The sequence below is a fragment of the Martinezella rhizogenes genome, from assembly GCF_007002745.1.
In the GTDB taxonomy this organism is placed as follows: domain Bacteria; phylum Pseudomonadota; class Alphaproteobacteria; order Rhizobiales; family Rhizobiaceae; genus Agrobacterium; species Agrobacterium cucumeris.
The window spans coordinates 990,391-1,015,091 of record NZ_SGNY01000001.1 but is presented as its reverse complement, the minus strand read 5'-3'; the positions used below and the strand labels follow the sequence as shown (position 1 = coordinate 1,015,091).

The 24,701-nt window shown below is 59.1% G+C and carries 24 protein-coding genes and 1 tRNA gene; 14 read left to right on the top strand and 11 right to left on the bottom strand.

Translation table 11 applies throughout. From position 1 onward, the window contains the following. Window positions 1–217 precede the first annotated feature (217 nt). The 3 genes from EXN68_RS05045 to EXN68_RS05035 form a co-directional block, all read right to left on the bottom strand. Window positions 218–448, bottom strand: coding sequence for a hypothetical protein (locus EXN68_RS05045; RefSeq protein WP_142839849.1), 231 nt, complete (start codon window positions 446–448; stop codon window positions 218–220). A gap of 201 nt (window positions 449–649) precedes the next feature. Further along, on the bottom strand, window positions 650–901 hold the full coding sequence (locus EXN68_RS05040) for a hypothetical protein (protein WP_142839979.1): 252 nt from the start codon (window positions 899–901) through the stop codon (window positions 650–652). Window positions 902–1,025: 124 nt separating this feature from the next. Next, a complete protein-coding gene (locus EXN68_RS05035) occupies window positions 1,026–1,358 on the bottom strand; it encodes a hypothetical protein (protein WP_046798390.1) in 333 nt (110 codons plus the stop codon). Between the two features lie 425 nt (window positions 1,359–1,783). Between EXN68_RS05035 and EXN68_RS05030 the strand changes: the two genes are divergently transcribed. After that, window positions 1,784–2,230, top strand: a complete 447-nt coding sequence (locus EXN68_RS05030) for a hypothetical protein (protein WP_237681354.1) — start codon at window positions 1,784–1,786, stop codon at window positions 2,228–2,230. Between the two features lie 166 nt (window positions 2,231–2,396). Here EXN68_RS05030 and EXN68_RS05025 read toward each other — a convergent pair. The 3 genes from EXN68_RS05025 to EXN68_RS27610 form a co-directional block, all read right to left on the bottom strand. Next, a tRNA-Lys gene (locus EXN68_RS05025) sits at window positions 2,397–2,472 on the bottom strand. A 155-nt stretch (window positions 2,473–2,627) separates the two neighbouring features. After that, a complete protein-coding gene (locus EXN68_RS05020; protein WP_003524764.1) occupies window positions 2,628–2,882 on the bottom strand; it encodes a GlsB/YeaQ/YmgE family stress response membrane protein in 255 nt (84 codons plus the stop codon). A 26-nt stretch (window positions 2,883–2,908) separates the two neighbouring features. Beyond that, complete coding sequence (locus EXN68_RS27610) at window positions 2,909–3,136, bottom strand: hypothetical protein (protein ID WP_142839848.1); 228 nt, start codon at window positions 3,134–3,136, stop codon at window positions 2,909–2,911. On the opposite strand from EXN68_RS27610, the gene EXN68_RS05010 reads away from it, so the two are divergent. The 6 genes from EXN68_RS05010 (at window position 3,030) to EXN68_RS04990 (ending at window position 11,336) form a co-directional block, all read left to right on the top strand. Beyond that, a complete protein-coding gene (locus tag EXN68_RS05010; RefSeq protein ID WP_161991196.1) occupies window positions 3,030–5,678 on the top strand; it encodes a mechanosensitive ion channel family protein in 2,649 nt (882 codons plus the stop codon). The two genes, EXN68_RS27610 and EXN68_RS05010, sit on opposite strands and share 107 nt — an antisense overlap. A 272-nt stretch (window positions 5,679–5,950) precedes the next feature. After that, the gene (locus tag EXN68_RS27605; protein ID WP_193559506.1) at window positions 5,951–6,100 is read left to right on the top strand and encodes a hypothetical protein; all 150 of its coding nucleotides are present in this window, start codon (window positions 5,951–5,953) and stop codon (window positions 6,098–6,100) included. Window positions 6,101–6,138: 38 nt separating this feature from the next. Further along, on the top strand, window positions 6,139–7,251 hold the full coding sequence (locus EXN68_RS05005; protein WP_237681353.1) for a hypothetical protein: 1,113 nt from the start codon (window positions 6,139–6,141) through the stop codon (window positions 7,249–7,251). Continuing rightward, window positions 7,248–7,562, top strand: coding sequence for a hypothetical protein (locus EXN68_RS05000; RefSeq protein WP_142839847.1), 315 nt, complete (start codon window positions 7,248–7,250; stop codon window positions 7,560–7,562). Before EXN68_RS05005 ends, EXN68_RS05000 begins: the two co-directional genes overlap by 4 nt. A gap of 268 nt (window positions 7,563–7,830) precedes the next feature. After that, window positions 7,831–10,344 (top strand): GcvT family protein, encoded by a 2,514-nt coding sequence (locus tag EXN68_RS04995; protein WP_142839846.1) that lies wholly within the window; start codon window positions 7,831–7,833, stop codon window positions 10,342–10,344. Window positions 10,345–10,502: 158 nt separating this feature from the next. Further along, entirely contained in the window at window positions 10,503–11,336 is an 834-nt protein-coding gene (locus EXN68_RS04990; RefSeq protein ID WP_120947574.1) for a response regulator, read from the top strand. Window positions 11,337–11,352: 16 nt separating this feature from the next. Here the strand turns inward: EXN68_RS04990 and EXN68_RS04985 are convergent, their stop codons facing one another. Beyond that, window positions 11,353–12,909, bottom strand: a complete 1,557-nt coding sequence (locus EXN68_RS04985) for a phospholipase D family protein (RefSeq protein WP_127758425.1) — start codon at window positions 12,907–12,909, stop codon at window positions 11,353–11,355. Window positions 12,910–13,068: 159 nt separating this feature from the next. On the opposite strand from EXN68_RS04985, the gene EXN68_RS04980 reads away from it, so the two are divergent. The 3 genes from EXN68_RS04980 to EXN68_RS04970 are packed head-to-tail and all read left to right on the top strand — an operon-like array spanning window position 13,069 to window position 14,386. Then, a complete protein-coding gene (locus EXN68_RS04980) occupies window positions 13,069–13,383 on the top strand; it encodes an ArsR/SmtB family transcription factor (protein ID WP_003524773.1) in 315 nt (104 codons plus the stop codon). After that, window positions 13,380–13,736 (top strand): SRPBCC family protein, encoded by a 357-nt coding sequence (locus tag EXN68_RS04975; protein WP_003524775.1) that lies wholly within the window; start codon window positions 13,380–13,382, stop codon window positions 13,734–13,736. The genes EXN68_RS04980 and EXN68_RS04975 overlap by 4 nt, the downstream gene beginning before the upstream one ends. 41 nt (window positions 13,737–13,777) lie before the next feature. Continuing rightward, window positions 13,778–14,386 carry an ATP-dependent Clp protease proteolytic subunit gene (locus tag EXN68_RS04970; RefSeq protein ID WP_142839845.1) on the top strand — a complete coding sequence of 203 codons (609 nt, stop codon included), beginning with the start codon at window positions 13,778–13,780 and terminating at the stop codon, window positions 14,384–14,386. Between the two features lie 9 nt (window positions 14,387–14,395). Here the strand turns inward: EXN68_RS04970 and EXN68_RS04965 are convergent, their stop codons facing one another. Together EXN68_RS04965 and parE are read right to left on the bottom strand one after the other, a co-directional pair. Beyond that, window positions 14,396–15,286: an NAD-dependent epimerase/dehydratase family protein gene (locus EXN68_RS04965; RefSeq protein ID WP_142839844.1), complete on the bottom strand. Its 891-nt coding sequence runs from the start codon at window positions 15,284–15,286 to the stop codon at window positions 14,396–14,398. Window positions 15,287–15,353: 67 nt separating this feature from the next. Beyond that, the gene (gene parE, locus EXN68_RS04960; RefSeq protein WP_142839843.1) at window positions 15,354–17,474 is read right to left on the bottom strand and encodes a DNA topoisomerase IV subunit B; all 2,121 of its coding nucleotides are present in this window, start codon (window positions 17,472–17,474) and stop codon (window positions 15,354–15,356) included. A 207-nt stretch (window positions 17,475–17,681) separates the two neighbouring features. Between parE and EXN68_RS04955 the strand changes: the two genes are divergently transcribed. From EXN68_RS04955 to EXN68_RS04940, 4 genes are all read left to right on the top strand, one after another. Beyond that, window positions 17,682–18,563, top strand: coding sequence for an alpha/beta fold hydrolase (locus EXN68_RS04955; protein WP_142839842.1), 882 nt, complete (start codon window positions 17,682–17,684; stop codon window positions 18,561–18,563). 216 nt (window positions 18,564–18,779) lie between these two features. Continuing rightward, window positions 18,780–19,550 carry a triose-phosphate isomerase gene (tpiA, locus tag EXN68_RS04950; RefSeq protein WP_142839841.1) on the top strand — a complete coding sequence of 257 codons (771 nt, stop codon included), beginning with the start codon at window positions 18,780–18,782 and terminating at the stop codon, window positions 19,548–19,550. A gap of 115 nt (window positions 19,551–19,665) precedes the next feature. Next, the gene (gene secG / locus EXN68_RS04945) at window positions 19,666–20,118 is read left to right on the top strand and encodes a preprotein translocase subunit SecG (RefSeq protein ID WP_142839840.1); all 453 of its coding nucleotides are present in this window, start codon (window positions 19,666–19,668) and stop codon (window positions 20,116–20,118) included. 159 nt (window positions 20,119–20,277) lie between these two features. Next, the gene (locus tag EXN68_RS04940; protein WP_161991195.1) at window positions 20,278–21,906 is read left to right on the top strand and encodes a CTP synthase; all 1,629 of its coding nucleotides are present in this window, start codon (window positions 20,278–20,280) and stop codon (window positions 21,904–21,906) included. Between the two features lie 175 nt (window positions 21,907–22,081). Here EXN68_RS04940 and EXN68_RS04935 read toward each other — a convergent pair whose 3' ends face one another. After that, window positions 22,082–23,014 carry an alpha/beta hydrolase gene (locus EXN68_RS04935; RefSeq protein WP_142839838.1) on the bottom strand — a complete coding sequence of 311 codons (933 nt, stop codon included), beginning with the start codon at window positions 23,012–23,014 and terminating at the stop codon, window positions 22,082–22,084. Between the two features lie 205 nt (window positions 23,015–23,219). Beyond that, the gene (gene fumC / locus EXN68_RS04930) at window positions 23,220–24,611 is read right to left on the bottom strand and encodes a class II fumarate hydratase (protein WP_142839837.1); all 1,392 of its coding nucleotides are present in this window, start codon (window positions 24,609–24,611) and stop codon (window positions 23,220–23,222) included. Between the last annotated feature and the right edge of the window lie 90 nt (window positions 24,612–24,701).

Genomic DNA, 24,701 nt, shown 5'->3' with positions numbered 1-24,701 from the left:
AATCGATGCGTTCTGCGGGGTTGGGCTGACCCGGAATATGGTGGGGGGCGGCCTTGCAGCGATATTGGCGTGCGAGGCAGGCTTCGCCCTGGGTGATGGCGTCCCGACGCGACCAAGGGTTCCGGCAGCGTCTGTGAGGACACTCCGGGCGCGCAGGATTGATTTTCAAGATGATGTCTGGACAAGCGGGCGCTGGTTCCGCCCGCTTCAGCGGAGGTCAGGAAAGGGAACGTTGATCCAGCAATGCGGGGCCACCGGCAGACAACAGGTCGGTCAGATGTTCGCTGGCGAGTGCTACAATAGCAAGCGCAGCCTGCTGGCGGTTCCAGCCGGCGCTCTCCGCCTTTTCAATAAGGCCCTGGATGGATGGTTCCAGCGCGAACTGGCACTCGGCCTGATAGTCCATCGTGTCGATCGAAAGCGACGGGGAATTGATTGCGGCCCGCATCCTTTGGTCTCCCTGTTTTCCGTCATGCCCAGCAAACGCAAAACGCAAATCGGAACATGCACATTCAGAGGCCTGTGATATAGGGAATGCCCACCGGGCCCATATATCACTGGCAGCGAATCCCCCAGCAGGCGGAGTTAACGGTAAGTGCTTATCGCTGTCAACGAACGCGCGGTAGCGATGGCGGCGTAACGCGCTTTTTCAGAAACGTCCATTGCGGAACGGTTTTCGTCTCCAGACGAGCAAAGCCATGACATAAAGCGCAAAAAGTATGAACCATGCGACCGGAAGCACCATAAACAGCGCCGCATAAGCGCAATTTCCTTCAAAACAGGAACCCAGCAGCCCGGAATCGGGAAGCGCTGCCGATAATAAAAACGCACATATTCCACTCCCGACCGCGCCGAGGACGAACAGCAATATGTTGATGATCAATCTCATCGTGCCAATCATAGGGATGATTGAGACAGCTTTGGGGAAAAGGGCGGCGCGGCAGTGCCAATAATTGCCGTGCCGACTTTTTTTCGGAGCTTGGCCGCCGCAGGCCCTGCCTTTGCCGGGCAGGGCCGTCACTGGATTATTCGGTGATGGTATATTCGCCGAGCTCGCAGAGATTCTGCGTATCCTCCAGATCCTCCAGCGCATCGCCCTGGAATTCGAAGCGCATGTCATATTTGCAGACGCTGCGGCCATCGGCGATGGTGATTTCCATCTCTTCGCCGGGGCCAAGCGCCTTCTTGCCGAACACATCGTCTTCCCAGTCATCAACGCCCACCGGTGAGGTGTAAAAGGCGTTAAGAACGGAGCCCGTGCCGTTCTTCAGCGTGAACACCAGGTCTTCCGCCTGCGCCGCACCCGCAACCGTCATCGCTGTGCCGAAAAACACTGCCAATACCCATTTCGATGTCATGATATCCCCCTTTTTTCCTGTTCTGGCAGGCCATGCATACAGCCAAATCATTGGCTTGCAATGTAAACCGCAGCCATTGGTTAAGACGCGAAGCCGCGTTTCCGGAGAATATTTTACAGCTGTCTGTATATTCAATAAGATAAGATTTATTGATTGACAGTCCGAATATTACTTTTGTTTTTATAATTTATATATAAATATAATTTAATATACTTTGCTTGTGTTTTTGGTTTTTAAATTTATTTTTCCCGAAATATGTATTTTTATCTATTTCAGTATTGTTTTTATTGATGTATTTGTGATTTTATTTATTTATGTTTACATCACGTCACATGGAGCTTTCAAGATATTTACGGAAAAACCAATTTTTTAAAATGGTTAGACCGGCGAGCCAAAGCAGCCGGATTGCTTCCTGATAGAGGATATTGGATTTGATCGACCATACTTCTTTGGTGTTCCGTCGTTTCAGGCTGCCCGGTCTCGTGGTGTCGAGCATCTTGGCTGGAGGCATTCTGGCGCCGGCTTGGGGTCAGTCGCGGATTTGCAATGATCCGACGCCTGCCAGTAATCTCAACGAAATGTTCGATGCGATCTATGCCTGCTGGGTGCCGCCGGAAGACACGGAGGGGCTGGTGGTGACGCTACGGTTCATTTTGCACAAGGACGGGCAGATACGCGGCAAAGTGGTTGTCCTCGCCTCGCGACCTCAGGAGGAGAGCCCGAGACGGCAGGCGTTTATCGATTCCGCCATCAATGCGGTAAAACAGGCTGCACCCGTTCGTTTCACGGAAGAATTCGGAAGCCGTATTGCCGGTCGGCCTTTGGAGCCGCGCTTCATCGGGACAAAAAGCGTATCGGAAACGAATTTGTAGATTTGCCGGGGAGCTGTTGCGCTAGTGGGCCTGCGCGGCACGGCGTTCTCCGTGACGGGTAACGTTTCTTTCGCTGGCATTGCTGGGAAAGGGCGATTGCAAAAGCTCAATCGCTCGGGCGATGCTTTAAGTAAGCATCGCAACATTCTGTCATTTAAAGAGAATTTGGTGGGTGATGTAGGGCTCGAACCTACGACCCGCTGATTAAGAGTCAGCTGCTCTACCAACTGAGCTAATCACCCGACCGGCACCGTGTGGCGGTGTGAGGGGGGCTATAAAGGGGAAGTTTGGGCTTGTCCAGCGCGGAAATGTAATTTCTTCGATTTTTGTGACGGAAAAATTTCAGTCGCGCTGGAAAAGGCTGGAAATCCGGGGTTTTACGGATTTTACTTTTTGCTCAGCCGCGTCTGAAGGCCCGCCCGATAAGGATGAGGATGCAGGCGCCGATGAAGCCGGCGATGAGATAACCGAGCCAGCCGGTCAAAACGATTCCAAACACGGACAATATGGCGTTGGCGACGATGGCGCCGACGATTCCAAGAAGGATGTTCATGAAAACACCCATATTGCTTTTCATGAATTGTTCGGCGAGCCACCCGGCGACACCACCGATGATGATAGCTGCGATCCAGCCAATACCAGCAGATTCCATGATTTCCTCCCATGTTTGCTGCACTATCAAAGGTGATGATTCTCGTGGTGAAAAGCAAGGTAAACTCCGGAAAACCTCGCTTCATGCGGGTGGTTTTCCCCGGCGCAGGCGTTAAAAAGCCTGGGACGGCGTGAAGAGACGAAAGGCATGGATGTGCGGTTGATGTTCGGCGGATTGATGAATGGCAGACGGGTGTTCGGTGAACCGGCATCTGGTCGGGGGCGAAGCAGTGCCATGGCCATGATATTGGTCATGATGGTTTCGCTTTTCGGCGGTTTTCTGTTGCCCGCAATGCCGGCATCCGCGCAAGGGGAGACAACGCCGCCGGCGCCTGCCGTGATCCAGGCCACCACAGTCGAGCAGGCGCGGGCGGAACTGGAAAAATGGAAAGCCGATGTTGCAACCATCGCCGGGCAGGTGGAGGCGGGCGGCAGCGACGACGTGCATCTGGTGGATATGAAAGGCCGGGCCGATGGCATCGCCGCCGATGCCGCGGCGGCCAACACCAAGCTGCGCACCCGGCTGGACCAGATCAAGACTCGTCTCGATGCGCTTGGCGAGCCGCCGGCCGATGGCCAGCCGCCGGAAGCGAGCATGGTGACGGAAGAGCGCGCCCGGCTGACGGCGGAGCGTGCCGAGGTGAATGCGATTGCCGGTGAGGTGGAAAGCACCGCCACCAGTGCCGCGCAGATTTCCAACAATATCACGGCGGTGCGCCGGGCGCTTTTTGCCGCCACCCTGTTCAAGCGCACGGAAGTTTCTGCCCAGACGCTGGGCGACGCCTCTTCGGCTTTCGTTACCGAGGTGACCAACCTCAACAACGCTTTCAGTAGCTGGGCGGGTTTCGTTTGGAGCTACAAGCGGTTGCCGATGTTCGGGGCCGTGATGCTGTCGATCATGGCAGGACTGCTGTTCCTCGTCGGCGGTTACCGGTTTTTCGGCAGCCGCATGGACCGGCGGGCCTTTACCGGTGAGCCATCTTATCTCAGAAGGCTCTCCGTGGCCTTCTGGTCAACCATGGTGCAATCGCTGTCGCTGTTCCTGTTTCTGGTCACCTCGGCGTTTTTCCTCGATAATTTCAACGTGCTGCGATCCGATATAGCGCCGATCCTGTTCGGGGCGATGGCCATCCTCGGCTTCGTTTATTTCGTATCGCGACTGAGCTACGCGATCTTTGCGCCCACCCAGCCGGAATGGCGTCTGTTGAAAGTGTCCAATCGCGGCGCGCATACGCTGTCGTCTGCGGTGCTGCTGATGGCGCTCGTCAATGGTCTCGACTATCTGTTTGGAACGATCAGCGAGACGCTTTATTCGCCCTTGATCGTTACCGTTGCCAAGAGCTTCGTCGCCTCGATCATCATCGGCATCATCCTGCTCACCGTATCGTTCCTGCGGCCGATGATCGGCGAGGGGCAGGATTATGAGACCGGCAACCAGCGGCTGCCGCGCTGGCTGGTCATCCTGCTGCGCGTCGGCGGCCTCATTCTCATTGGCGCGTGTCTGACGGGTTATGTCGGTCTTGCGCGCTTCCTTGCCACGCAGATTGTCGCCACCGGTGCCGTACTGGCAACCATGTATATCGGCATTCTGTCCGGCAAGGCGATTTCGAGGCAGGGCGCCTTTGCCGAATCCCTTGCCGGGCGGTATCTCGCGCGGCGTTTCGGTCTCGGTCCGGTTGCGCTTGATCAGGCCGGTCTGGCCGCCGGGCTTGGCATCTATGCCGTGGCGCTTGCCTTCGGTGTGCCGCTCATCCTGTTTTCCTGGGGCTTCCAGCCGGGCGATATCGAAAGCTGGGCCTATCGCCTGCTGACGGGCATTACCGTCGGCAACGCCTCGATATCGCTGATCGGCCTCTTCGGCGGCGTTCTGGTTTTCGCCATCGGCTACATCATCACGCGCTGGTTCCAGAAGTGGCTGGATAATAACGTCATGGCGCGGGGCCAGGTGGATGCCGGGGTGCGCAACTCGGTTAAAACCGGCATCGGTTATCTCGGCATCGCGGTTGCGGCGATCTTTGGCGTGTCTTCCGCCGGCCTCAACCTCTCCAGCCTGGCGCTGGTCGCGTCCGCCCTTTCGGTCGGTATCGGTTTTGGCCTGCAGAACATCGTCTCCAACTTCGTGTCCGGCCTCATCCTTCTGGTCGAGCGTCCCTTCAAGGTGGGCGACTGGGTGGTGACGGGTACGACCGAGGGCACCGTCAAGCGGCTGTCCGTGCGTGCGACCGAGATCGAAACCTTTCGCGGCCAGTCGATCATCGTGCCGAATTCCGAGTTCATCAATTCCTCGGTCGGCAACTGGACACACCGCAACCGCATCATGCGTGCGGAAATTCCGGTTTCCGTGGCTTATGATTCCGATCCGCAGCGGGTCATGGATATTCTGCTGGAACTGGTGCGCGCCCAGCCGCCGGTGCTGCGCAACCCCGAGCCGCATGTGGAGTTCCTGCGCTTTGGTGATTTTTCGCTGGATTTCGAATTGCGGTTCCACCTTGCCGATCTGTCGACCGGGCTTGGTGTGAAGAACGCGCTGCGGATCGCCATCCTCCAGCGCTTCCGCGAGGAGGGCATCGCCATCCCGTTCCCGCAGCGCAATCTGAACATCCATGTGGAAGGCGACGCCAACCCGCAAATGCTGGCGGCGCTGCTTTCGGAGGAGGGTGACAAGGCGGTGGTGGCCCATACGGGTGCGGCAGCACCTGCCGCGGCAACTGTAGTCGAAAAGGATGCGGCCAAGGCGGGTGACAAGACCGTCGTGGAGCCGAAGGCAACGCCAAAGGTGGCCGGCAAGGACAATTGAGCTTAGGCTGCCGCCGCTGCCGCAACGCAGCCGTTATGGGGCTTTGACGGGCGCGGGGAATTATCCTCGCGCCCGATTGCATTGGTGCGGATGAGGAGCCAAGCAGGGGAGAGATTTTCCGAGGAGGGAAGCCGGTTTTTGTCGGACGTCTTCATGAAAATATAATAAAAATTCCCTTCATGACTGTATTGTTGTTTAAACTATAAGTTGATATGTTGTGTTATATTTAGATCATTTCTTTCCTGTCGGGGCTCACATGACGAATCCAGTCAATGGAAATGGCCAGCCTGCCCAGCCTGCCCAGCCTGCCCAGCCTGCCCAGCCTGCCCAGCCTGCCCAGCCTGCCCAGCCTGCCCAGCCTGCCCAGCCTGCCCAGCCTCCGGGCCAACTTCCCGCAAAAACGTCCCTGCGGGAAAAATTAAGGAGTGCCTGGAGGTGGCTGACGCCCCATGCGGCCAGATTGTCCTTGCTGGCGGCGGGTGTCGCTATCGGTTCTGCCGGTCTGTTTTTCCTGATGGGCGAAACCGATGTGACGGATGATTACCTGCCGAAACGCTGGAATGAATCCATCCGCAGATTGGGCATCGAGCCGGTCTATCCTCCGCAGGAGGATATCTATGTCGGAGACATCATCGCCGAGGTCGTGGATTCAGGCCACAAGTTCAAGTCTTTGCCCACGGATCTCGAAAGCGAATCCTTCATCGGCCGCTACGTCAAGATTACCCAGATACCGAATTTGCGGGGATATCTGGCGGTCAAGTCGGAGGCGCCTTATTTCGGCGACAGCACCTGGTCGGAGGATAAAAAGTCTCTCTTGATTGCTCAACCGCGTACCGAGGTTGCGGTTGATGGGACGACGTCCGGCCTGGTGGTGAAGGACGCGCTGTTTCCCGTCATCAAGATAGAACGCAAGGAAGGAATGGCAGGACTTTTACGCAATATCGCCTTCGGTGGTGCACGGGCGGATATCGAGGAAATCGAGCTTCAGAATGTGCAGACCTATGCGATCAATCCCTTCCACGCGCAAAATGCGCTGATGGGATTTTGCAATGATGGCGACACCAAGGTCTATTGCACCGACGACTACCTTCGCGAAAAACTTTCCTACATTCTCAGTCGCGATATTTTGAGAACCGCAGAGACGGAGGATTGTGGTTCGCGCTATATTTACGACATCCGCCTGCTGGTCGTGCGTCAGGCGTTTCTGACACGCGGGGTGAAGGTCACCAACGGCCGGGCACGCGCCGCTTTCCTCGATGCGGGAGGGAACAAGGGCGACGTCCAGAAGACTGTCGATGGTGCGGCCGTTGCCGCGACCACAGGCCCGCAGGGCCAGCAGCCGGTGGCCGAAAACATGGCCGGCAATGACAACAGTATTCGCAGCACGAACAGTTCCGGCCTCTTTTCCGATAGCCAGTTTGCGAGACCGCTTGTCATCGGCTTCAACAGCGTTTCCATTGGTATGCGCAACAGCACGCCCGCATGGCTGGACGCAGCGGCAAAGGCTGCCGCCGGCAAGGACGTGAAAGACCGCGCCAAGATTTGTGCATCTTCGCAGGAGGTTGCGAAATGAGACGGGCCATTTTTCTCTTCGGTATGTTTTTTCCGTTTCTGGCAGGGGCACAGGACGCCATTCGCCCTTCTGTGGCCGCAGGTGGGCTTGAGCAATTCACTGGTGATTGCATCTATCGCATTCCGCCCTGTGGCAGCGGTGGCTATCCGCCGCCACCGCCACCGCCCGGTGGGGGCGGCGGAATACACAATCTGCCAGGCGGTCCAGTCCTCAAGGACTCGATCATCGTTCCCGGCAATGATGTTCTCAAGGGTTTGAAGCTGGATGGCCCGGATGTGCGGGGGCTGCAATTGCAGCTGCAGAACAGATAGCCGGTTGATCCGGCGCTTCAACTCCAATCCGTCATTGACAGACAGCTGATCTGTCTCGGTTGGTATTTTCCGATATGTTCGCCGCCGTCGTCTTCAAAAGGCGACGGCGGTCTCAATCCTGTCCCCGGCGACGGCATTTTTGCGGCTGTCGCAGCACCCTATGGCCATGTCGCAATCAGGCGGCTGAACCGCAGCGGAGCGCTTCATATTCCCCTCATCGATTTGGCAGCACGACAGTCAATGCCGGCGCTTTTTAGGGGTTCTGTAAATGAAGACACATGCACGGGCGGTGGTGATCGGTGGCGGCGTGGTCGGCGTCTCGACGCTTTATCATCTTGCCAAAAAGGGCTGGAGCGACAGCGTGCTCATCGAGCGCAAGGAGCTGACCTCGGGCTCCACCTGGCATGCGGCCGGCCTTCTGCCGTTGTTCAACATGAGCTATTCGGTTGGCCAGATCCACAAATATTCCGTGAAGTTTTATGAGGAGCTGCAGGAAGAGACCGGCATGAATGTCGGCTTTTCCAAGGTCTCGAACATCCGTCTCGCCCGCACCAAGGATCGCTGGGACGAATATATGTATTATGCCGGCATTGCTGAGACGATCGGCGTGCGCGTCAACATGCTGACGCCGGAGCAGGTGAAGGAAATCTGGCCGCTCTGTGAGACCGACGGGCTACTCGGCGCCATCCAGCATCCCGATGATGGTTATATCCAGCCGGCAGACCTCACGCAGGCGCTGGCCAAGGGTGCGCGTGACCGTGGAGCAACGATCTATCGCAATACCACCGTCACCGCCATCGAGCAGACGGAAGACGGTCACTGGAAGGTGACAACGGATAAGGGCGAGATCATCGCCGAACATATCGTGTCCTGCACCGGCTCGTTTGCCCGCAAGACCGGCGAGATGGTCGGTATCGATATTCCGGTCATTCCGGTCGAGCATCAATATATCGTCACCGAGCCGCATCCGGCCATTCAGGAACGCCGCCGTCAGGGCTTGCCGGAAATGGGCGTTCTGCGTGAATCGGACTCGGCCTGGTACATGCGCGAGGAGGCCGGCGGCCTGATCCTCGGTCCTTATGAAGTCGGCGCGCCGGTCTGTTATGTCGATGGTCCCTCCGACGACAGCGAATATGAGCTGTTCCAGGAAGAACTGGACCGCCTGATGCCGCATATCGAAACGGCGATGGTGCGCGTTCCGGCCTTCGGCGAAGTCGGCATCAAGAAGGTTTATAATGGCGCGATCGCCTATACGCCCGACGGCAATCCGATCGTCGGTCCCGCACCCGGCCTCAAGAATTTCTGGCTGAATGAAGGCCATTCCTTTGGCATCACCGCTGCCGGTGGCGCTGGCTGGCAGCTGGCCGAATGGATCGTCGATGGCGAGCCGACACTCGATCTGATGGGCGTTGATCCGCGCCGTTTCGGGCCTCACGCGACGGAAGGTTACCTCATTGCCAAGAATGAGGAGGCCTATGCCAACGTCTTCACCATGCATTATCCCGATGAGGAGCGTTCCGCCGCCCGTCCCTTGAAGACGACGCCGGTTTACGACCGTCTGAAGAAGCTCGGCGGCGTGTTCGGCTCCGTCTACGGCTGGGAGCGCGCCAACTGGTATGCGCCGGAAGGTTATGCGCTGAAGGAAGAAGAGCTCGGCGTCGGCGCCGATGTCATCACCAGCCATAACCATGCGCCGCCGCTGGAAGATGGCCGCATCGTCGAAAAATGGTCGTTCCGCCGCTCGAACTATTTCGAACATGTCGGCAACGAGGTGAAGAACGTCACCAACAATGTCGGCGTGCTTGATATGTCGGCCTTCGCCAAGATGGAAGTCTCCGGCCCCGGCGCGCGCGCCTGGCTGGACAGTATCCTGGCCAATATCGTGCCGAAGAAGCGCGGCCGCATCGCGCTGACGCATCTTCTGACGCCGAATGGCGGTGTGAAGGTGGAGTTCACCGTTTATGAATGGGCGCCTGGCCGGTTCTATATGGTTTCGGCAGGCGGTCTTGAGGCCCACGATCATGACGTGCTGCGCCGCCTTGCGCCGACCGACGGTTCCGTGGTGCTGCAGCCGATCACCCAGAAATACGGCGTGCTGGTGCTTGCCGGCCCGAAGTCTCGCGATCTGTTGAAGAAGCTGACCCGCACCAGCCTGGAGAACAAGGATTTCCCCTGGCTGACGGCAAAGCAGATTTCCGTCGGCGTGGCGACGGCGCATGCGCTGCGCGTCAACTTCGTGGGCGAACTGGGCTGGGAGCTGCACCATCCGATCGAGATGCAGAATTATATCTTCGACCGGCTGATGGAGGCAGGCGCGGAATTCGGCATCAAGCCATTCGGCATCCGGGCCATGGTGTCCATGTCGCTCGAAAAGTCCTATCGCAACATGGGCCGCGAGCTTTCGGTGGAATATAACGCCTATGAATCCGGTCTCGACCGCTTCCTGCGCCCGGAAAAATCCTTCATCGGCCGCGATGCGCTGGTGGCCTATAAGGAAGCCGGTCTGAAATCGGTGTTTTCGACGCTGACCGTGTCGGGCAATACGGATGTCGATGCGCGCGGCTCGGAAGCGATCTCCGATGAGAACGGCAATCTTGCCGGCCGTGTCACCAGCGGCGGCTTCGGCTGGCGTCTCGGCAAGTCGATTGCGCTTGCCATGCTCAAGCCGGAATATGCGGCGGTTGGCACCAAGCTGAAGATCCGCATTCTCGGCACGCTCTACGATGCCGAGGTGGTGGAAGAGAGCCCCTTCGATACGGAAAATGCGCTGCTGCGCGCCTGAGACCATCCCCTCCCGAAGCTGGAATGCGGCCCCTTGTGGGCCGTATTTCCGTTTAGGTAAGCATATGCTTGCATTCCTTTCCTGCAAAAGTGCTATTAATCATTCTGAAAAATGCGCCTGATATGTTTTCCTCACATACGATGGGGGATCGGGGCAGAATGAATTTCCTGGGCATTACGGGCATGCAATATTCTGGCGTGCCTTTTACCAACAGCCGCATCTTGCTGGCGGAAGATACCAATGTGTTCACCCAGATGGTGAGCATGCGCCTGAAGGAGCTGCTGGGCGTTACCGTGGAAGTGTGCCGCAATTTCGAGGAATTGCAGGCCTGTTACGAACATTCTCCCGAACCGGTGACGCTGGCGATTTCCAACATCAACCTGCCGGGGGCGGAAAAGGGCGAGGCGCTGGAATATCTGATCGATCTTTCGATCCCGACCATCGTCTTCACCAGCACCTTTCACGAGGGGACGCGCGAAACGCTGATCGCCAAGGATGTGGTCGATTATATTCTGAAGGACAATATTTTCGCCGTGGATATGCTGACGGAATCCGTCTGTCGCTTCCTCACCAATCATCGCCATCATGTGCTGATCGTCGATGACAGCCCGACGGCGCGGGCGCTGCTTTCGAGCCGCCTCAAGCGTTATAATTTCCGCGTCAGCCTGGCGGATAGCGGTGCGAAGGCGCTCGATATCCTGAAGGCCAACCCCGATATCGGCCTCGTGGTGACCGACTACAACATGCCCGATATTGACGGTTTCGAACTGACGCGGCGCATCCGCACCGTGCGCGGGTCGCATGAGCTGCGCATCATCGGGGTGTCCTCCTCCACCAACCGGCTGCTTTCGGCGCGGTTCCTGAAGGCGGGCGGCAATGATTTCATGCTGCGCCCCTTCATCGACGAGGAGTTTTATTGCCGGGTCAACCAGAACCTCGATACGCTGGTGCAGATACAGCTGGCGAAAGCGGGGGTAAGGCCGGCGGCCTGAGCTTAGGCTTTCCCCGTTAAAGCTGCGATTCAAACGGCAGGAAGCGCATGATGCCGGCGACGATGCGGCGGCTGATGGCGGCGTCGGGTTCGCGCCGGTAGGTTTTCGTGCGCCCCTGTTCTTCCGTCATCCAGACAATGTGCCTGCCTTTGTCGATTTCCAGCTCGAAGCTCATACTGCGGCGGATTTCGCCGGCAAATATCTCGTCCATACAGGCAACCAGCGGCGCCGAGTTGAAGACGACGCCCATTTCCGTATTCAGTGAGGCGGAGCGTGGATCGAAATTGAGCGAGCCGATATAGCCGGTCCTGCCATCGCGGGTGAAAGCCTTGGTGTGCAGGCTCGCCTGTCCCGAGCCGCGCAGGGTGAAGTTGGACTGATCGGCCTGCGCGCGCAGCTCGTGCAGGCGCACCCCGCCCGAGAGAAGCGGTTTTCGGTAGCGGGCATAACCGGCATGGACGGCGGCCACATCTGTCGCGGCCAGCGAATTGGTGAGGATGGCGACCGACACGCCGTTTTCTGCGAGCTGTAGAAATATCCCCACGCCCTGTTTTCCGGGAATGAAATAGGGCGATGTGATGTGCAGGCTGTCGCTTGCCGCCTGCATCAGCGGCAGCAGGCTCTCCATCAGGAAGTTATGACCCTTGCGGCGTTTGCCAGCCGCCTTTTCCGGCGGATCGGCAAGGATATCCGCCGCTTCGACCCAGTGCAGGCGGTCCGACATCAGGAAATGGTCGCGGTCATATTGGCTTTCGATCCGCTCCAGATAGGGTTTGGCGGCCTCGCTTTTCGGCAGGGCATCCAGTTCGCGGCGCAATCTGGCGAGTTTGTTTGGCCGTCTTGCCAGCAGCGACCGCACGGGCACGGAAACGGCGCTGTTCCAGTAATCATCGAAGATTTCGGTGGCGTCGGCGACGATGTTGCCGAAACCGAGAATATCGAAATCGTGGAAATTCGCGCGCTCGGCGGCGTCGAAATAGGCGTCGCCAATGTTGCGCCCGCCGACGATCACGGCCCGCCCGTCGGCAATCCAGGCCTTGTTGTGCATGCGCCGGTTGACGCTTCGGAAGCGCAGCACCAGCTCGATGCTTCGATGCAGGATGTTTTCCCGCGCCCGGGTGGGGTTGAACAGTCGCAACTCGATATTCGGATGGCTGTCGATGGCGTGGAAGATGCGGTCGGAGATGGAGACGCCGAGATCGTCGAGCAGCAGGCGCACCCGCACGCCGCGATCGGCTGCGGCGATGACTTCGCGCATCATAAGCCGTCCGGTCAGGTCGGCATTCCACATGTAATACATGAGATCGAGGCTGCGCCCGGCGGCACGCGCCGCCGCCACGCGCACCGCAAAGGCATCGAGGTTGGAATGCAGCAGGCAGAGCGCATTTTTCTCGTTCCAGCCGTTTCTTATCGATTGCCAGTGCCGGTCCAGCGTCGTCGCGTCTTCGGCAAGGGGCAGGGCGGTGGAGGGGCGCTTGGGAATGGCCTTTTCCCGCTGCTTGCCGATGACGACAAACAGGCTCGGCCCGATGACCATAAGAAGAATGACGATGAAGACCGTAAATGCAGTCACTTGTTTTGATCGCTCCCGGCCCGAAGAGTATCAGGCGGGATGAAAACGCGCGAGGGGATAAAGCGTTCACCGCACCTCGTGCCATCAGCGTGAAAAAGGCGCGTTTTCCACGCACCGAAGGGGCTTGTGAATCACATAAGTGTGTGCTTATGTGTTGTCATGACAGAGAACGATATTTTCCGGGCGCTGGCCGATCCGACGCGCCGCGCCATTTTCGAAAAGCTGGCGGATGGCGCCATGAACGCTTCCGCCCTGCGTGAGGGGATCGAGATCAGCCAGCCGGCCATGTCGCAGCATCTTTCAGTGTTGCGCGGGGCGGGGCTGGTGGTCGAGAAGCGGCAGGGCCGTTTCGTCAATTATGAAGTGGATCCGGACGGGCTGACGCGCATTGCGGCCTGGCTCGGTAAATATCGCGCCTACTGGCCGCAGCGCATTGAGGCTCTCAAACTCCTGCTGAAGGATATGGACCAATGAACAGGCAGACACCGGAAGCGCCGAAAAACGGCATCGAGCTTGAATATGATCTGGACGAGCCGCCGCAAAAGGTCTGGCGCGCCATCAGCATTCCGGCGTTTCGTGAAAACTGGCTGCCGAAGGAGGCTTTGGCGGAACCTGACGCAATCGATATCAAACCCGGCGAGGAGGTGCGCTACCGGCTGCGCGAGGATAATCCGCCATTTCTGGAAAGCACCGTCACCTTCAGGATCGCGGCGAATGCCCATGGCGGCACCAGCCTGCGCATCATTCACGACCTGCCCGTCAATACCGGCCGGATGATAAAGGCCGCCGCAAACCACAACGGTTCGCCGATCAAGCTCGCCGCCTGATCCGGAACGTTCCCCGACATTTCAAAGACAGGAGTTCGCCGATGCGCGAAGCGATGCAACTCGTCCCTATGGTAGTCGAACAATCGTCTAGGGGAGAAAGGTCTTTCGATATCTATTCCCGGCTGTTGCGGGAAAGGATCATCTTCCTCAACGGTGAGGTGAACGATGCGGTTTCGGCGCTGGTCTGCGCGCAATTGCTGTTTCTCGAGGCGGAAAACCCGAAGAAACCGATCCATCTCTATATCAATTCGCCGGGCGGTGTGGTGACCAGCGGTCTCGCCATGTATGACACCATGCATTACATCCGCGCCCCGGTTCATACACTGTGCATGGGAACGGCCCGTTCCATGGGATCGTTTCTGCTGATGGCGGGTGAACCGGGTGAGCGCACGGCGCTTCCCAATGCCAGCATCCACATTCACCAGCCGCTGGGCGGCTTTCAAGGTCAGGCTTCGGACATGCTGATCCATGCCGAGGAGATGCGGCTGACCAAGCACCGCATGACGCGGCTTTATTCCGAGCATTGCAAACACGGCTATGAAAAATTCGAAGCGGCCATGGACCGGGATTTCTTCATGACGGCGGAACAGGCTCTGGAGTGGGGATTGATCGACCGTATTCTCGGGGTTCGCGAGGATGTTGCGGCATAAGGTCGGCGCTTACTCGGATTTTCTGCTGATGCTGGCGCCTACAGGCAGGACTTCCAGGCTGCGCCGGGCAAGCCCGGCCAATACGTCCTCGAAGCCGAACCGGGATGTCCAGCCAAGCCCCTTTGCGGCGCGGGCGGGTGAATAGACCCGATCGATGGTCATCGGCAGCGCCCAACCCTCCCGCGCAAACGCGTCTGCAAGGGCCGGGGTCCGTTGCCGGAGAACGGAAGGCGCATCCCTGGCGAGGATGTCGCAATCATCAGCGGAAAACGGGGTGGCTGCCGATATGATATAGCGCTGGAAATTTTCTCCCGCATTGCCGAGTGCCAGCGCATGAGCATCAGCGACATCACGGATGTCGACGCCGCGATGCAGCCGATAGGCGGCCATTACGTCAGCGGGCTCCGGGAAACTTCTGGACATGCGCAGCACGCGCACGGCGAGACGCGGGCTGGCCATTTCTTCAAGCAGATGCTCGGCTTCGAGCTTCGTGCGGTGATAGATGCTTTTTGGCTGGGGCGGCGTATCTTCATCGATAAAGGTGCAGCACCCCGCTGAAACCGCGTGTCCGTAGAGCGCCGTCGTGCTGGTGAAGACCAGCCGCTCAACGCCTGCCGCCATTGCCGCTTCCGCGACCATGCGGGTGCCATCGACATTGATACGCTGAAACTCGGCGTCTGGCACGCAGCCGACATGCGGGGCATGAAGGGCCGCGGTATGGATTACCGCATCAGCCCGCTCGAAAACTCTCTGCAGAAGCACCCTGTCGGCGAAATCGCCGACGATATGGGTTGTGGAAAAGGGAGAGCGGTCTATGCCCGTGACATCGTGCCGGCCGGCCAGCGCACTGAAAATCGCGCGGCCGACCCGGCCGGAGCTGCCCGTCAGCACTATCCGCATGATGTTTCCTCCGCATCAACGCAAAAGGCAGCGCGGGGCGCTGCCTTTCAAGGGGCCATCTGGATAATCAGATATCCAGATTATCCGCAAAGGCCGCCCGTTCCTGAATGAAGCGGAAGCGGGCATCGGCCTTGGTGCCCATCAGATTGTCGACGGCCTCGCGGGTGCCTTCGAAATCCACGTCGTCGATCTCGACGCGCAGCAGGGTGCGCTTTTCGGGATCCATGGTGGTTTCCTTCAGCTGCTGCGCCATCATTTCGCCAAGGCCTTTGAAGCGGCCGATTTCGACCTTCTTACCCTTGAAGACGGTTTCCATCAGCTCGGCGCGGTGCGCGTCGTCGCGGGCATAGGCGCTCTTGGCACCCTGACGGATGACATAGAGTGGCGGCACGGCCAGAAAGAGATGGTTGCCGCGAATGAGTTCCGGCATTTCCTGATAAAAGAAGGTAATGAGCAGCGAGGCGATATGGGCGCCGTCGACATCGGCATCGGTCATGATGATGATGCGCTCATACCGCAGGTCTTCTTCGCGATATTTCGTGCGGGTGCCGCAGCCGAGCGCCTGAATGAGATCGGCGATCTGCTGGTTGGCGGAGAGCTTTTCGCGGCTGGCACTACCGACGTTGAGGATTTTACCGCGCAGCGGCAGGATGGCCTGGTTGGCGCGGTTGCGCGCCTGCTTGGCCGAGCCGCCAGCCGAGTCCCCCTCGACGATGAAGAGTTCGGCATTTTCGGCGGTGTTCTGGGCGCAGTCCGCCAGCTTGCCGGGCAGGCGCAGCTTGCGCACGGCGGTCTTGCGGTTGACTTCCTTTTCCTTGCGACGGCGAAGGCGCTCTTCAGCGCGCTCGATCACCCAGTCGAGCAGCTTGTCCGCTTCACCCGGATTGCCGGCGAGATAATGGTCGAAGGGATCGCGCAGCGCGTTTTCAACGATGCGCTGGGCCTCGACGGTTGCCAGCTTGTCCTTGGTCTGGCCGACGAATTCCGGTTCGCGGATGAAGACGGAGAGCATGCCGGCCGCCGAAATCATCACGTCATCGGTGGTGATGTCCTTGGCGCGCTTGTTTTGCGTCAGTTCGGCATAATTCTTCAGGCCCTTGGTGAGCGCAATACGAAAACCGGCCTCATGCGTACCGCCTTCGGGTGTCGGAATGGTGTTGCAATAGGAATGGATCTGCGTGTCGCCGCCATACCAGGTGACAGCCCATTCCAGCGCGCCGTGGCCGCCGGTCTTTTCGGTGCGGCCCGAGAAAATCTCGCGGGTGACGGTGAATTCCTTGCCGAGCGTGGCGGCGAGGTAGTCCTTGAGGCCGCCGGGGAAATGGAACACGGCTTTTTCGGGGATTTCACCACCGGCCGGCACCATGCCGGGATCACAGCTCCAGCGGATTTCAACGCCGCCGAAGAGATAGGCCTTGGACCGGGCCATGCGGAAGATGCGGGCCGGTTCGAACTTGGCATGATCACCGAAGATCTGCGGATCGGGATGGAAACGCACGCGGGTGCCGCGGCGATTGTGCACGTCGCCCAGTTCCTCAAGCCCGCCAATCGGCGCGCCGCGCGAAAAACGCTGGCGATAAAGCTTGCGGTTACGCGCCACTTCCACTTCGAGAAGATCGGAAAGCGCGTTGACCACGGATACGCCGACGCCGTGCAGACCGCCCGATGTCTCATAGGCCTTGCCGTCGAACTTGCCGCCGGCATGCAGCTTGGTCATGATGACTTCGAGCGTGGATTTTCCGGGAACCTGCGGATGGTTTTCCACGGGAATGCCGCGGCCGTTATCAGTGACCGTCAGAAAACCTTCGGCATCGAGATGAACCTCGATGAAATTGGCGTGGCCGGCGACGGCCTCGTCCATGGAGTTGTCGATGACTTCGGCAAACAGGTGGTGCAGCGCCTTTTCATCGGTGCCGCCAATATACATGCCGGGACGCATGCGCACCGGCTCCAGCCCTTCGAGCACGCGGATCGAGGAAGCGCCGTAGTCGTCACCGGAAGGAGACACGGGCGCGGGCGGGGCAGGCGGCGTGACGGCCGCAACGGCTGCGGGTTTCGGCTGCACGTTCACATTCGCGGCTGCGGTCGCCGGGGCCTTCACGGGTTTGCCCGCGTCCTCGTTCGTTTCCGTTTCGCTGTTTTGTGCCGCCGGAAGACCGGAGAAGAGATCGTTGCTGTCGTCCATCATGTCCAAGGTTCAAAAATAGTGTCGTCAGAATTTCGCCAGGCGAATCATTTGTATATGAGGCGATTATAGCGCCAAACGTGTAAGCCATGTGGCCGAACGCGGCGCGCCATACGCCAAGACCCATGTCAGGGTTTCGCAACAGGAGGATTGCGCCGCCGCCTTTGTGATGGCAAGTCTCGCAGCCACGAATGAACGGTTAACCAAGTCATGTCCACAGCTCATTTCACGTTTTGTACTCTTTTCTGCCTGACTGTTGCGGTGATGCCGGGCGCTGCTTCCGCTGCCGATGGGCCGCTGCGCCCCTTCAAGGACGAGCTGTTTTCCAGCCAGACGGTGCTTTCCACCGGAGATGGCGGCGCGTCGGAAGTCATCGATTATCAGGAGATGCGCGACATCAACGGCCGCGACGAGGTGCCGGAGCGGCGGGTGAAGCGGCAATATGTGGATATGACGCCGAAGAAGACGCAGGCGCTGGAAACGGTGTCGATTGAGGGCAGGGCGCTTGAGGTCGGCCGCGTCGGGCCGGCAAGCGGGCAGGCCTTCACGGTCATCTTCATCCATGGACGCGGCGGCGACCGGCGGCTCGGCATGAACGACTATACGTTCGGCGGCAATTTCAATCGGCTGAAAAATCTCGCGGTGGCCAATGGCGGAACCTATTATGTGCCAAGCGTGCGCTCCTTCGATGAAAACGGCGTTGCCGATGTTGCGGCGCTGATTGCCGATGCGGCCAAAAAGTCGGGCGGAAAGCCTGTTGTGCTCACCTGCGCCTCGATGGGCAGTTTCATCTGTTATGGCATCAGCCGCGACAAGCTTGCGGTCGCCAATCTCAAGGGTATGGCGATCCTTGGCGGTGCGGTCGATCCCGATTTTCCGAAAAGCGCCTTTGCCAAAGCGAAGAAACCGGTCTGGTTTACCCATGGCAGTGCTGACAAGGTCTATTCGGCCGATCAGCAGGCGACGATTTTCCGTGCATTGCTGAAGGCCGGGGAGCCGGCGCGGTTTACGCGGTTCGAGACCGGCAGTCACGGAACGCCGGTGCGCATGACCGACTGGCGGGCGGTTTTGAACTGGATTTTAAGTCGCTGAGGCCGCTGTTTTGGGTCAGCGGTGGCGAATTTTCAGAAATTGGCCGTCGTTTTGAACCTTCGGACCGCTTTTTTGTACCATTTATCGCCGGGGCCGTTTAAAGGAATATCCCGGGATTTCCGGCAGTGTTTCTGTCGCGATTATGGGCCGTGAGACGGCTGAGGGAAGGGGTGCTGCCAAAGGCGGCAGCCTCGAGACAAAGGGAATGGGATACGCATGACGCCGAATGTTCGACCGCTTGTTGCCGGAAACTGGAAGATGAACGGCACGCGTGCCTCGCTCGATCAGATCAAGGCCATGGCAGAGGGCGTCAAGGGCGCGCTGTCCGAGAAGGTGGATGCGCTGATCTGCCCACCCTCGACGCTGCTTTATGTGGCAACGGCGCTGTGCGATGACAGCCCGCTGATGATCGGCGGACAGGATTGCCATCAGAATGCATCCGGCGCACATACCGGCGATATTTCCGCCGAAATGATTGCCGACTGCTTCGGCACCCATGTCATCGTCGGCCATTCCGAGCGCCGCACCGACCATGCAGAGACGGATCATCTGGTGCGCGCCAAGGCCGTGGCCGCCCATCAGGCCGATCTCATCGCCATCGTCTGCATTGGCGAGACCGCCGATGAGCGCAAGGCTGGCCAGACGCTCGATATTCTCAAGCGCCAGTTGGCCGGCTCCCTGCCGGATGAAGCGTCGGCTGAAAATACCGTCATCGCCTATGAGCCTGTCTGGGCGATCGGCACCGGTCTCACACCCACCACGCAGGACGTGCGCGAGGCCCATGCCTTCATGCGCGACGAGCTCGTCAAGCGCTTCGGTGAAGCCGGCAAGACCATGCGCATTCTCTATGGCGGTTCGGTGAAACCCGCCAATGCGCTGGAACTGATGGGCGTTGAAAACGTCGATGGCGCGCTGATCGGCGGCGCCAGCTTGAAAGCCTCGGACTTCCTTTCCATCTATGCGGCATATGAGCAACTGACGGCCTGAGACCAGCTTTCCTGTCACAGGGGTTGGAAAGGGGCTTGGAATAAACCTTCGCCTCATGTAAAGAGCCGCGAAACCTTCTTTGTAGTGCTCCGCGCGGGGCATGGAATGGATTGTCATGCAGACCGTTTTGATTGTTATTCACCTCATGATCGTGCTGGCGCTTGTCGGCGTGGTCCTGATCCAGCGTTCCGAAGGCGGCGGCCTCGGTATCGGCGGCGGTTCGGGCTTCATGTCCGCGCGCGGAACGGCCAATGCGTTGACCCGCACGACGGGGATCCTCGCCGCGCTGTTCTTCCTGACGTCGCTCGGCCTTGGTCTTATGACCCGCTACGAATCGCGCCCGACCGACATCCTGAACCGTATTCCGGCCACACAGGGCCAGGGCAACGGCATTCTCGACACGCTCGGCCCGGCAACGACGCCCGCAACACCGGCTCCGGCTGGAAATGGCGTTCCGACCAATAGTGGCGCAGCCGCACCCGCACAGACGGCTCCGGCCGCTTCCGGCACGGCCGCTCCGGCACCGGCGCAGCCCGCCGATCCGAACGCAGTTCCGACCGGTCAATAAGCCCGGTTCTGATTTAACGCTCCGGCAGGCCAAAAGCCTGCCGGTTTTCTTTTGTTCGTATTCCGGCCAGTTGAATTACACATTCGTCAACAGCGAATTTGTAACAGCATGAAATTTGGGCTGGCGGAATCAGAGGTAAAAAGGTATCCGGTGAATCCCATGGCGCGATATGTATTCATCACAGGCGGCGTGGTCTCCTCTCTCGGTAAGGGCATCGCAGCTGCGGCACTCGGAGCTTTGCTGCAATCCCGTGGTTATCGGGTGCGGCTTCGCAAACTCGACCCCTATCTGAACGTTGATCCCGGCACCATGAGCCCGACACAGCACGGCGAAGTGTTCGTGACGGACGACGGTGCCGAGACGGACCTCGACCTTGGCCACTATGAACGCTTTACCGGGCGTTCGGCCACCAAGACCGACAACATCACCACCGGTCGCATCTACAAGAACATCATCGACAAGGAACGGCGCGGCGATTATCTCGGCGCAACCGTTCAGGTCATTCCGCATGTCACCAACGAGATCAAGGATTTCGTGATCGAAGGCAATGACGATTACGACTTCGTCATCTGTGAGATCGGTGGCACGGTGGGTGACATCGAGGCGATGCCGTTCATGGAAGCGATCCGCCAGCTCGGCAACGACCTGCCGCGTGGCACGGCGATCTATCTTCACCTGACGCTGATGCCCTATATTCCGGCGGCTGGCGAATTGAAGACCAAGCCGACCCAGCATTCCGTCAAGGAACTGCAGGCGCTCGGCATTCATCCCGACATCCTGCTGGTGCGCGCCGACCGGGAAATTCCGGAAGCCGAACGCCGCAAGCTTTCGCTGTTCTGCAACGTGCGTCCTTCCGCCGTCATCCAGGCGCTGGATGTGGCGAATATCTATGACGTTCCGATTGCCTACCACAAGGAAGGCCTCGATTCGGAAGTGCTGGCCGCTTTCGGCATCGAGCCGGCGCCGAAGCCGCGTCTGGAACAGTGGGAAGAGGTTTGCAACCGTATCCGCACGCCGGAAGGCGAAGTGACGATTGCGATCGTCGGTAAATATACCGGCCTCAAGGATGCCTATAAGTCGCTGATCGAGGCGCTGCATCACGGTGGCTTCGCCAACCGCGTCAAGGTCAAGCTGGAATGGATCGAGTCGGAGGTCTTCGAAAAGGAAGATCCGACGCCCTATCTCGAAAAGGTCAACGGCATTCTGGTGCCCGGCGGCTTCGGCGAGCGCGGTTCGGAAGGCAAGATCATGGCGGCGCAGTTTGCGCGTGAGCGCAATGTGCCCTATTTCGGCATCTGCTTCGGCATGCAGATGGCAGTCGTGGAAGCGGCCCGGCATCTCGCCGGCATTGAAAATGCCTCCTCGACCGAATTTGGCCCGACGTCCGAGCCTGTTGTTGGCCTGATGACCGAATGGGTGAAGGGCAACGAGCTGGAGAAGCGTTCCTCCAAGGGCGATCTCGGTGGCACGATGCGTCTTGGCGCTTACAAGGCGGCGCTGAAGAAAGACACCAAGATCGCCGATATCTACGGCACCACGGATATTTCCGAGCGCCACCGTCACCGCTACGAGGTGAATGTGGACTACAAGGATCGGCTGGAAGAATGCGGCCTCGTCTTCTCGGGCATGTCTCCGGATGGTGTGCTGCCGGAAACGGTGGAATATCCTGATCATCCGTGGTTCATCGGCGTTCAGTATCACCCGGAACTGAAGAGCCGCCCGCTCGACCCGCATCCGCTTTTCGCCAGCTTCGTTGAAGCGGCGGTGGAGCAGAGCCGGCTGGTTTGATGGTTTGAAGAATATGAAAAGGGTCGCGACAGCGGCCCTTTTTTTCGTGCACGCACCCACCGCCAAAGTTTCGACGATGCGTCTTGCTCGGTCATCCTCGGGCTGACCCGGGGATGACGGAGGAGAGGGTACAACTAGTCCGAAGATGCACGGTGCGGTGGATCGCCGGGCTGCCTCATGCCAGAAAGTTCTGTCTCCGCAACCACGCCTCGTACCAGCTTGGCCACTTTTCCGATGGGGTGCCGGCCTTGCCCATGCCAAAGCCGTGGCCGCCGGACGCTATTGGATGAAGTTCAACATCCACACCAGCCTTTTCACAGGCCTCTTGCATGATACGGCTGTTGGCGGGATTGGAAATCCGATCATCATCCGCCTGTGTGAGGAAGACCGGAGGGCAGTCTTTGCTCACGTGACTTTCCACCGACCATTGCCGCGTTGCTTCATCTGCCGGGTGCCTGCCGACGAGCGATCTGCGGGTTGATGTGTGGTCATAGGGAGCTGCAAGCGTAATGACCGGATAGATCAGCGCTGCGACATCCGGCCGGGCTGATTGCCTGTCGATGTCATCGACGCCTTCGTAAGACGTGAACGCCGAACGGGCGGCCGCGAGCCCCATCAAGTGCCCGCCAGCAGAGAAGCCGAGCGCGCCGACCCTGTGGGGATCGATCTGCCATTCCGGGGCGCGTGCACGCACCAGACGAAATGCGCGCTGCGCATCCTGGAGCGGTGCGAGCGGCCCGGCGGCCCATGCTTCAATTGGCAGGCGGTAGCTGAGGACAAAAGCGTAAATGCCTCTGGCCGCGAGCCAGTGTGCGGCGGGATAGGATTCCTTGCCTTCCTCTATGCGTTTATATCCGCCACCACCGGCTATGATCATCGCGGCCCCATTGGGCGTGTCAGGGGCAAATATCTCAAGGCTTGGTATGGCGATATTGGTGACTGCGCCTTTTTTGCTGATTTCCGCAGGGCCGTCAGGGCCGCCGCCACCGGGAGGCAGGCCGGGCCAGAGGGCAATGCGAGATCGATTGTTCTCAGCAAACAGGTTGGGGACTTTCATCGCCGTTGCGAGGAATGCGCCCGCAAGAAGCAGGCTGCGGCGGCAGATCATGGCGTCATCCTCATCGCGAATTTGGATCCGGTATTCCCCCGGAAGAGCAGTGTAAGAGGCCGATATAAAAACCAACAGGACAATATGGAGGCAACCGGATATTCCGGTTCGCGCCAGCGATGTCACGGCCGGCCTGCGGCGTGTCAATCGAACAAACAAAAACGGGCCCGAAGGCCCGTTTCCATGTCCGTTGCATGTGACCGGCTTATTTCGGGCCGATCATATTTTCCGGGCGTACAAACTGGTCGAATTCCTCGTTGGTGAGGTATCCACCACCAACGGTTTCTTCGCGCAGCGTCGTGCCGTTCTTGTGTGCGGTCTTGGCAATCTTGGCGCAGATGTCGTAGCCGAGCTTGCCGTTCAGTGCCGTCACCAGCATCAGCGAGTTTTCGACGCCCTTCCTGATATTGTCTTCGCGGGCCTCGATGCCGACGACGCAATTGTCGGTGAAGGAGACGGCGGCATCGCCCAGAAGCTGGACCGACTGCAGGAAGTTGTAGGCCATCATCGGGTTATAGACGTTGAGCTCGAAGTGGCCCTGCGAACCGGCAAACGAGAGCGCCGCATTGTTGCCGAAGATGTGGGCGCAGACCTGGGTCAGTGCTTCCGACTGGGTGGGGTTGACCTTGCCCGGCATGATCGACGAGCCGGGCTCGTTTTCCGGCAGCGACAATTCACCGAGACCGGCGCGCGGGCCTGAACCGAGGAAGCGGATGTCGTTGGCGATCTTGAAGAGTGCAGCGGCAGCCGCATTGATTGCGCCATGGGAGAAGACCATGGAATCATGCGAAGCAAGCGCTTCGAACTTGTTCGGCGCGGTGACGAAGGAAAGGCCGGTGATCTTGGAAATCTCGTCGGCAACCTTTTCGGCAAAACCGATGGGAGCGTTGAGGCCCGTGCCGACGGCCGTGCCGCCCTGGGCGAGCTTGGAAAGCGCGGGCAGGGTGGTTTCAATGTTGGCGATGGCGGAGGCGACCTGCGCGGCATAGCCGGAGAATTCCTGGCCGAGCGTCAGCGGGGTCGCATCCTGCGTGTGGGTACGGCCGATCTTGATGATCTTCTCGAACTGCTTGACCTTGGCTTCCAGCGCCTTGTGCAGGTGCTTGAGGGCGGGCAGCAGGTGGTGAACGATCTCTTCCACGCAGGCGATGTGCATGGCCGTCGGGTAGGTGTCGTTCGAGGACTGGCTCATATTGACGTGGTCATTGGGGTGGACGGGCTTCTTGGTGCCCATTTCGCCGCCGAGCATTTCGATTGCACGGTTGGAAATCACCTCATTGGCATTCATGTTGGACTGGGTGCCGGAGCCGGTCTGCCAGACGACGAGCGGGAAATGCTCGGTCAGCTTGCCGTCGATGACTTCCTGTGCGGCGGCAATGATGGCGTCGCCGACCTTGGGGTCGAGACCGGCCAGCGCCATGTTGGCGCGGGCGGCAGCCTGCTTGACGATGCCCAGCGCACGAACGACAGAGGCGGGCTGCTTTTCCCAGCCGATCTTGAAGTTGCCGAGCGAGCGCTGCGCCTGCGCGCCCCAATAGCGATCGGCCTGAACTTCAATTGGTCCAAATGTATCGGTTTCCGTCCGTGTGGCTGTCATCAATCTTGCCTTTTTACTCGTGTTCCTCCGCCAAAACGGCGCCTTCGCCCGCCTTGCGCGGCCGATATATAGAATCATCGCGCCGGCAAT

What these genes read in the sequence shown, in the direction of transcription:
- EXN68_RS05045 (WP_142839849.1), bottom strand. Translation starts at nt 448, where the DNA reads ATGCGGGCCGCAATCAATTCCCCGTCGCTTTCGATCGACACGATGGAC.
- EXN68_RS05040 (WP_142839979.1), bottom strand. Translation starts at nt 901, where the DNA reads ATGATTGGCACGATGAGATTGATCATCAACATATTGCTGTTCGTCCTC.
- EXN68_RS05035 (WP_046798390.1), bottom strand. Translation starts at nt 1,358, where the DNA reads ATGACATCGAAATGGGTATTGGCAGTGTTTTTCGGCACAGCGATGACG.
- EXN68_RS05020 (WP_003524764.1), bottom strand. Translation starts at nt 2,882, where the DNA reads ATGGAATCTGCTGGTATTGGCTGGATCGCAGCTATCATCATCGGTGGT.
- EXN68_RS05010 (WP_161991196.1), top strand. Translation starts at nt 3,030, where the DNA reads ATGGATGTGCGGTTGATGTTCGGCGGATTGATGAATGGCAGACGGGTG.
- EXN68_RS27610 (WP_142839848.1), bottom strand. Translation starts at nt 3,136, where the DNA reads ATGACCAATATCATGGCCATGGCACTGCTTCGCCCCCGACCAGATGCC.
- EXN68_RS27605 (WP_193559506.1), top strand. Translation starts at nt 5,951, where the DNA reads ATGGAAATGGCCAGCCTGCCCAGCCTGCCCAGCCTGCCCAGCCTGCCC.
- EXN68_RS05000 (WP_142839847.1), top strand. Translation starts at nt 7,248, where the DNA reads ATGAGACGGGCCATTTTTCTCTTCGGTATGTTTTTTCCGTTTCTGGCA.
- EXN68_RS04995 (WP_142839846.1), top strand. Translation starts at nt 7,831, where the DNA reads ATGAAGACACATGCACGGGCGGTGGTGATCGGTGGCGGCGTGGTCGGC.
- EXN68_RS04990 (WP_120947574.1), top strand. Translation starts at nt 10,503, where the DNA reads ATGAATTTCCTGGGCATTACGGGCATGCAATATTCTGGCGTGCCTTTT.
- EXN68_RS04980 (WP_003524773.1), top strand. Translation starts at nt 13,069, where the DNA reads ATGACAGAGAACGATATTTTCCGGGCGCTGGCCGATCCGACGCGCCGC.
- EXN68_RS04975 (WP_003524775.1), top strand. Translation starts at nt 13,380, where the DNA reads ATGAACAGGCAGACACCGGAAGCGCCGAAAAACGGCATCGAGCTTGAA.
- EXN68_RS04970 (WP_142839845.1), top strand. Translation starts at nt 13,778, where the DNA reads ATGCGCGAAGCGATGCAACTCGTCCCTATGGTAGTCGAACAATCGTCT.
- EXN68_RS04965 (WP_142839844.1), bottom strand. Translation starts at nt 15,286, where the DNA reads ATGCGGATAGTGCTGACGGGCAGCTCCGGCCGGGTCGGCCGCGCGATT.
- parE (WP_142839843.1), bottom strand. Translation starts at nt 17,474, where the DNA reads ATGATGGACGACAGCAACGATCTCTTCTCCGGTCTTCCGGCGGCACAA.
- EXN68_RS04955 (WP_142839842.1), top strand. Translation starts at nt 17,682, where the DNA reads ATGTCCACAGCTCATTTCACGTTTTGTACTCTTTTCTGCCTGACTGTT.
- tpiA (WP_142839841.1), top strand. Translation starts at nt 18,780, where the DNA reads ATGACGCCGAATGTTCGACCGCTTGTTGCCGGAAACTGGAAGATGAAC.
- secG (WP_142839840.1), top strand. Translation starts at nt 19,666, where the DNA reads ATGCAGACCGTTTTGATTGTTATTCACCTCATGATCGTGCTGGCGCTT.
- EXN68_RS04940 (WP_161991195.1), top strand. Translation starts at nt 20,278, where the DNA reads ATGGCGCGATATGTATTCATCACAGGCGGCGTGGTCTCCTCTCTCGGT.
- EXN68_RS04935 (WP_142839838.1), bottom strand. Translation starts at nt 23,014, where the DNA reads ATGATCTGCCGCCGCAGCCTGCTTCTTGCGGGCGCATTCCTCGCAACG.
- fumC (WP_142839837.1), bottom strand. Translation starts at nt 24,611, where the DNA reads ATGACAGCCACACGGACGGAAACCGATACATTTGGACCAATTGAAGTT.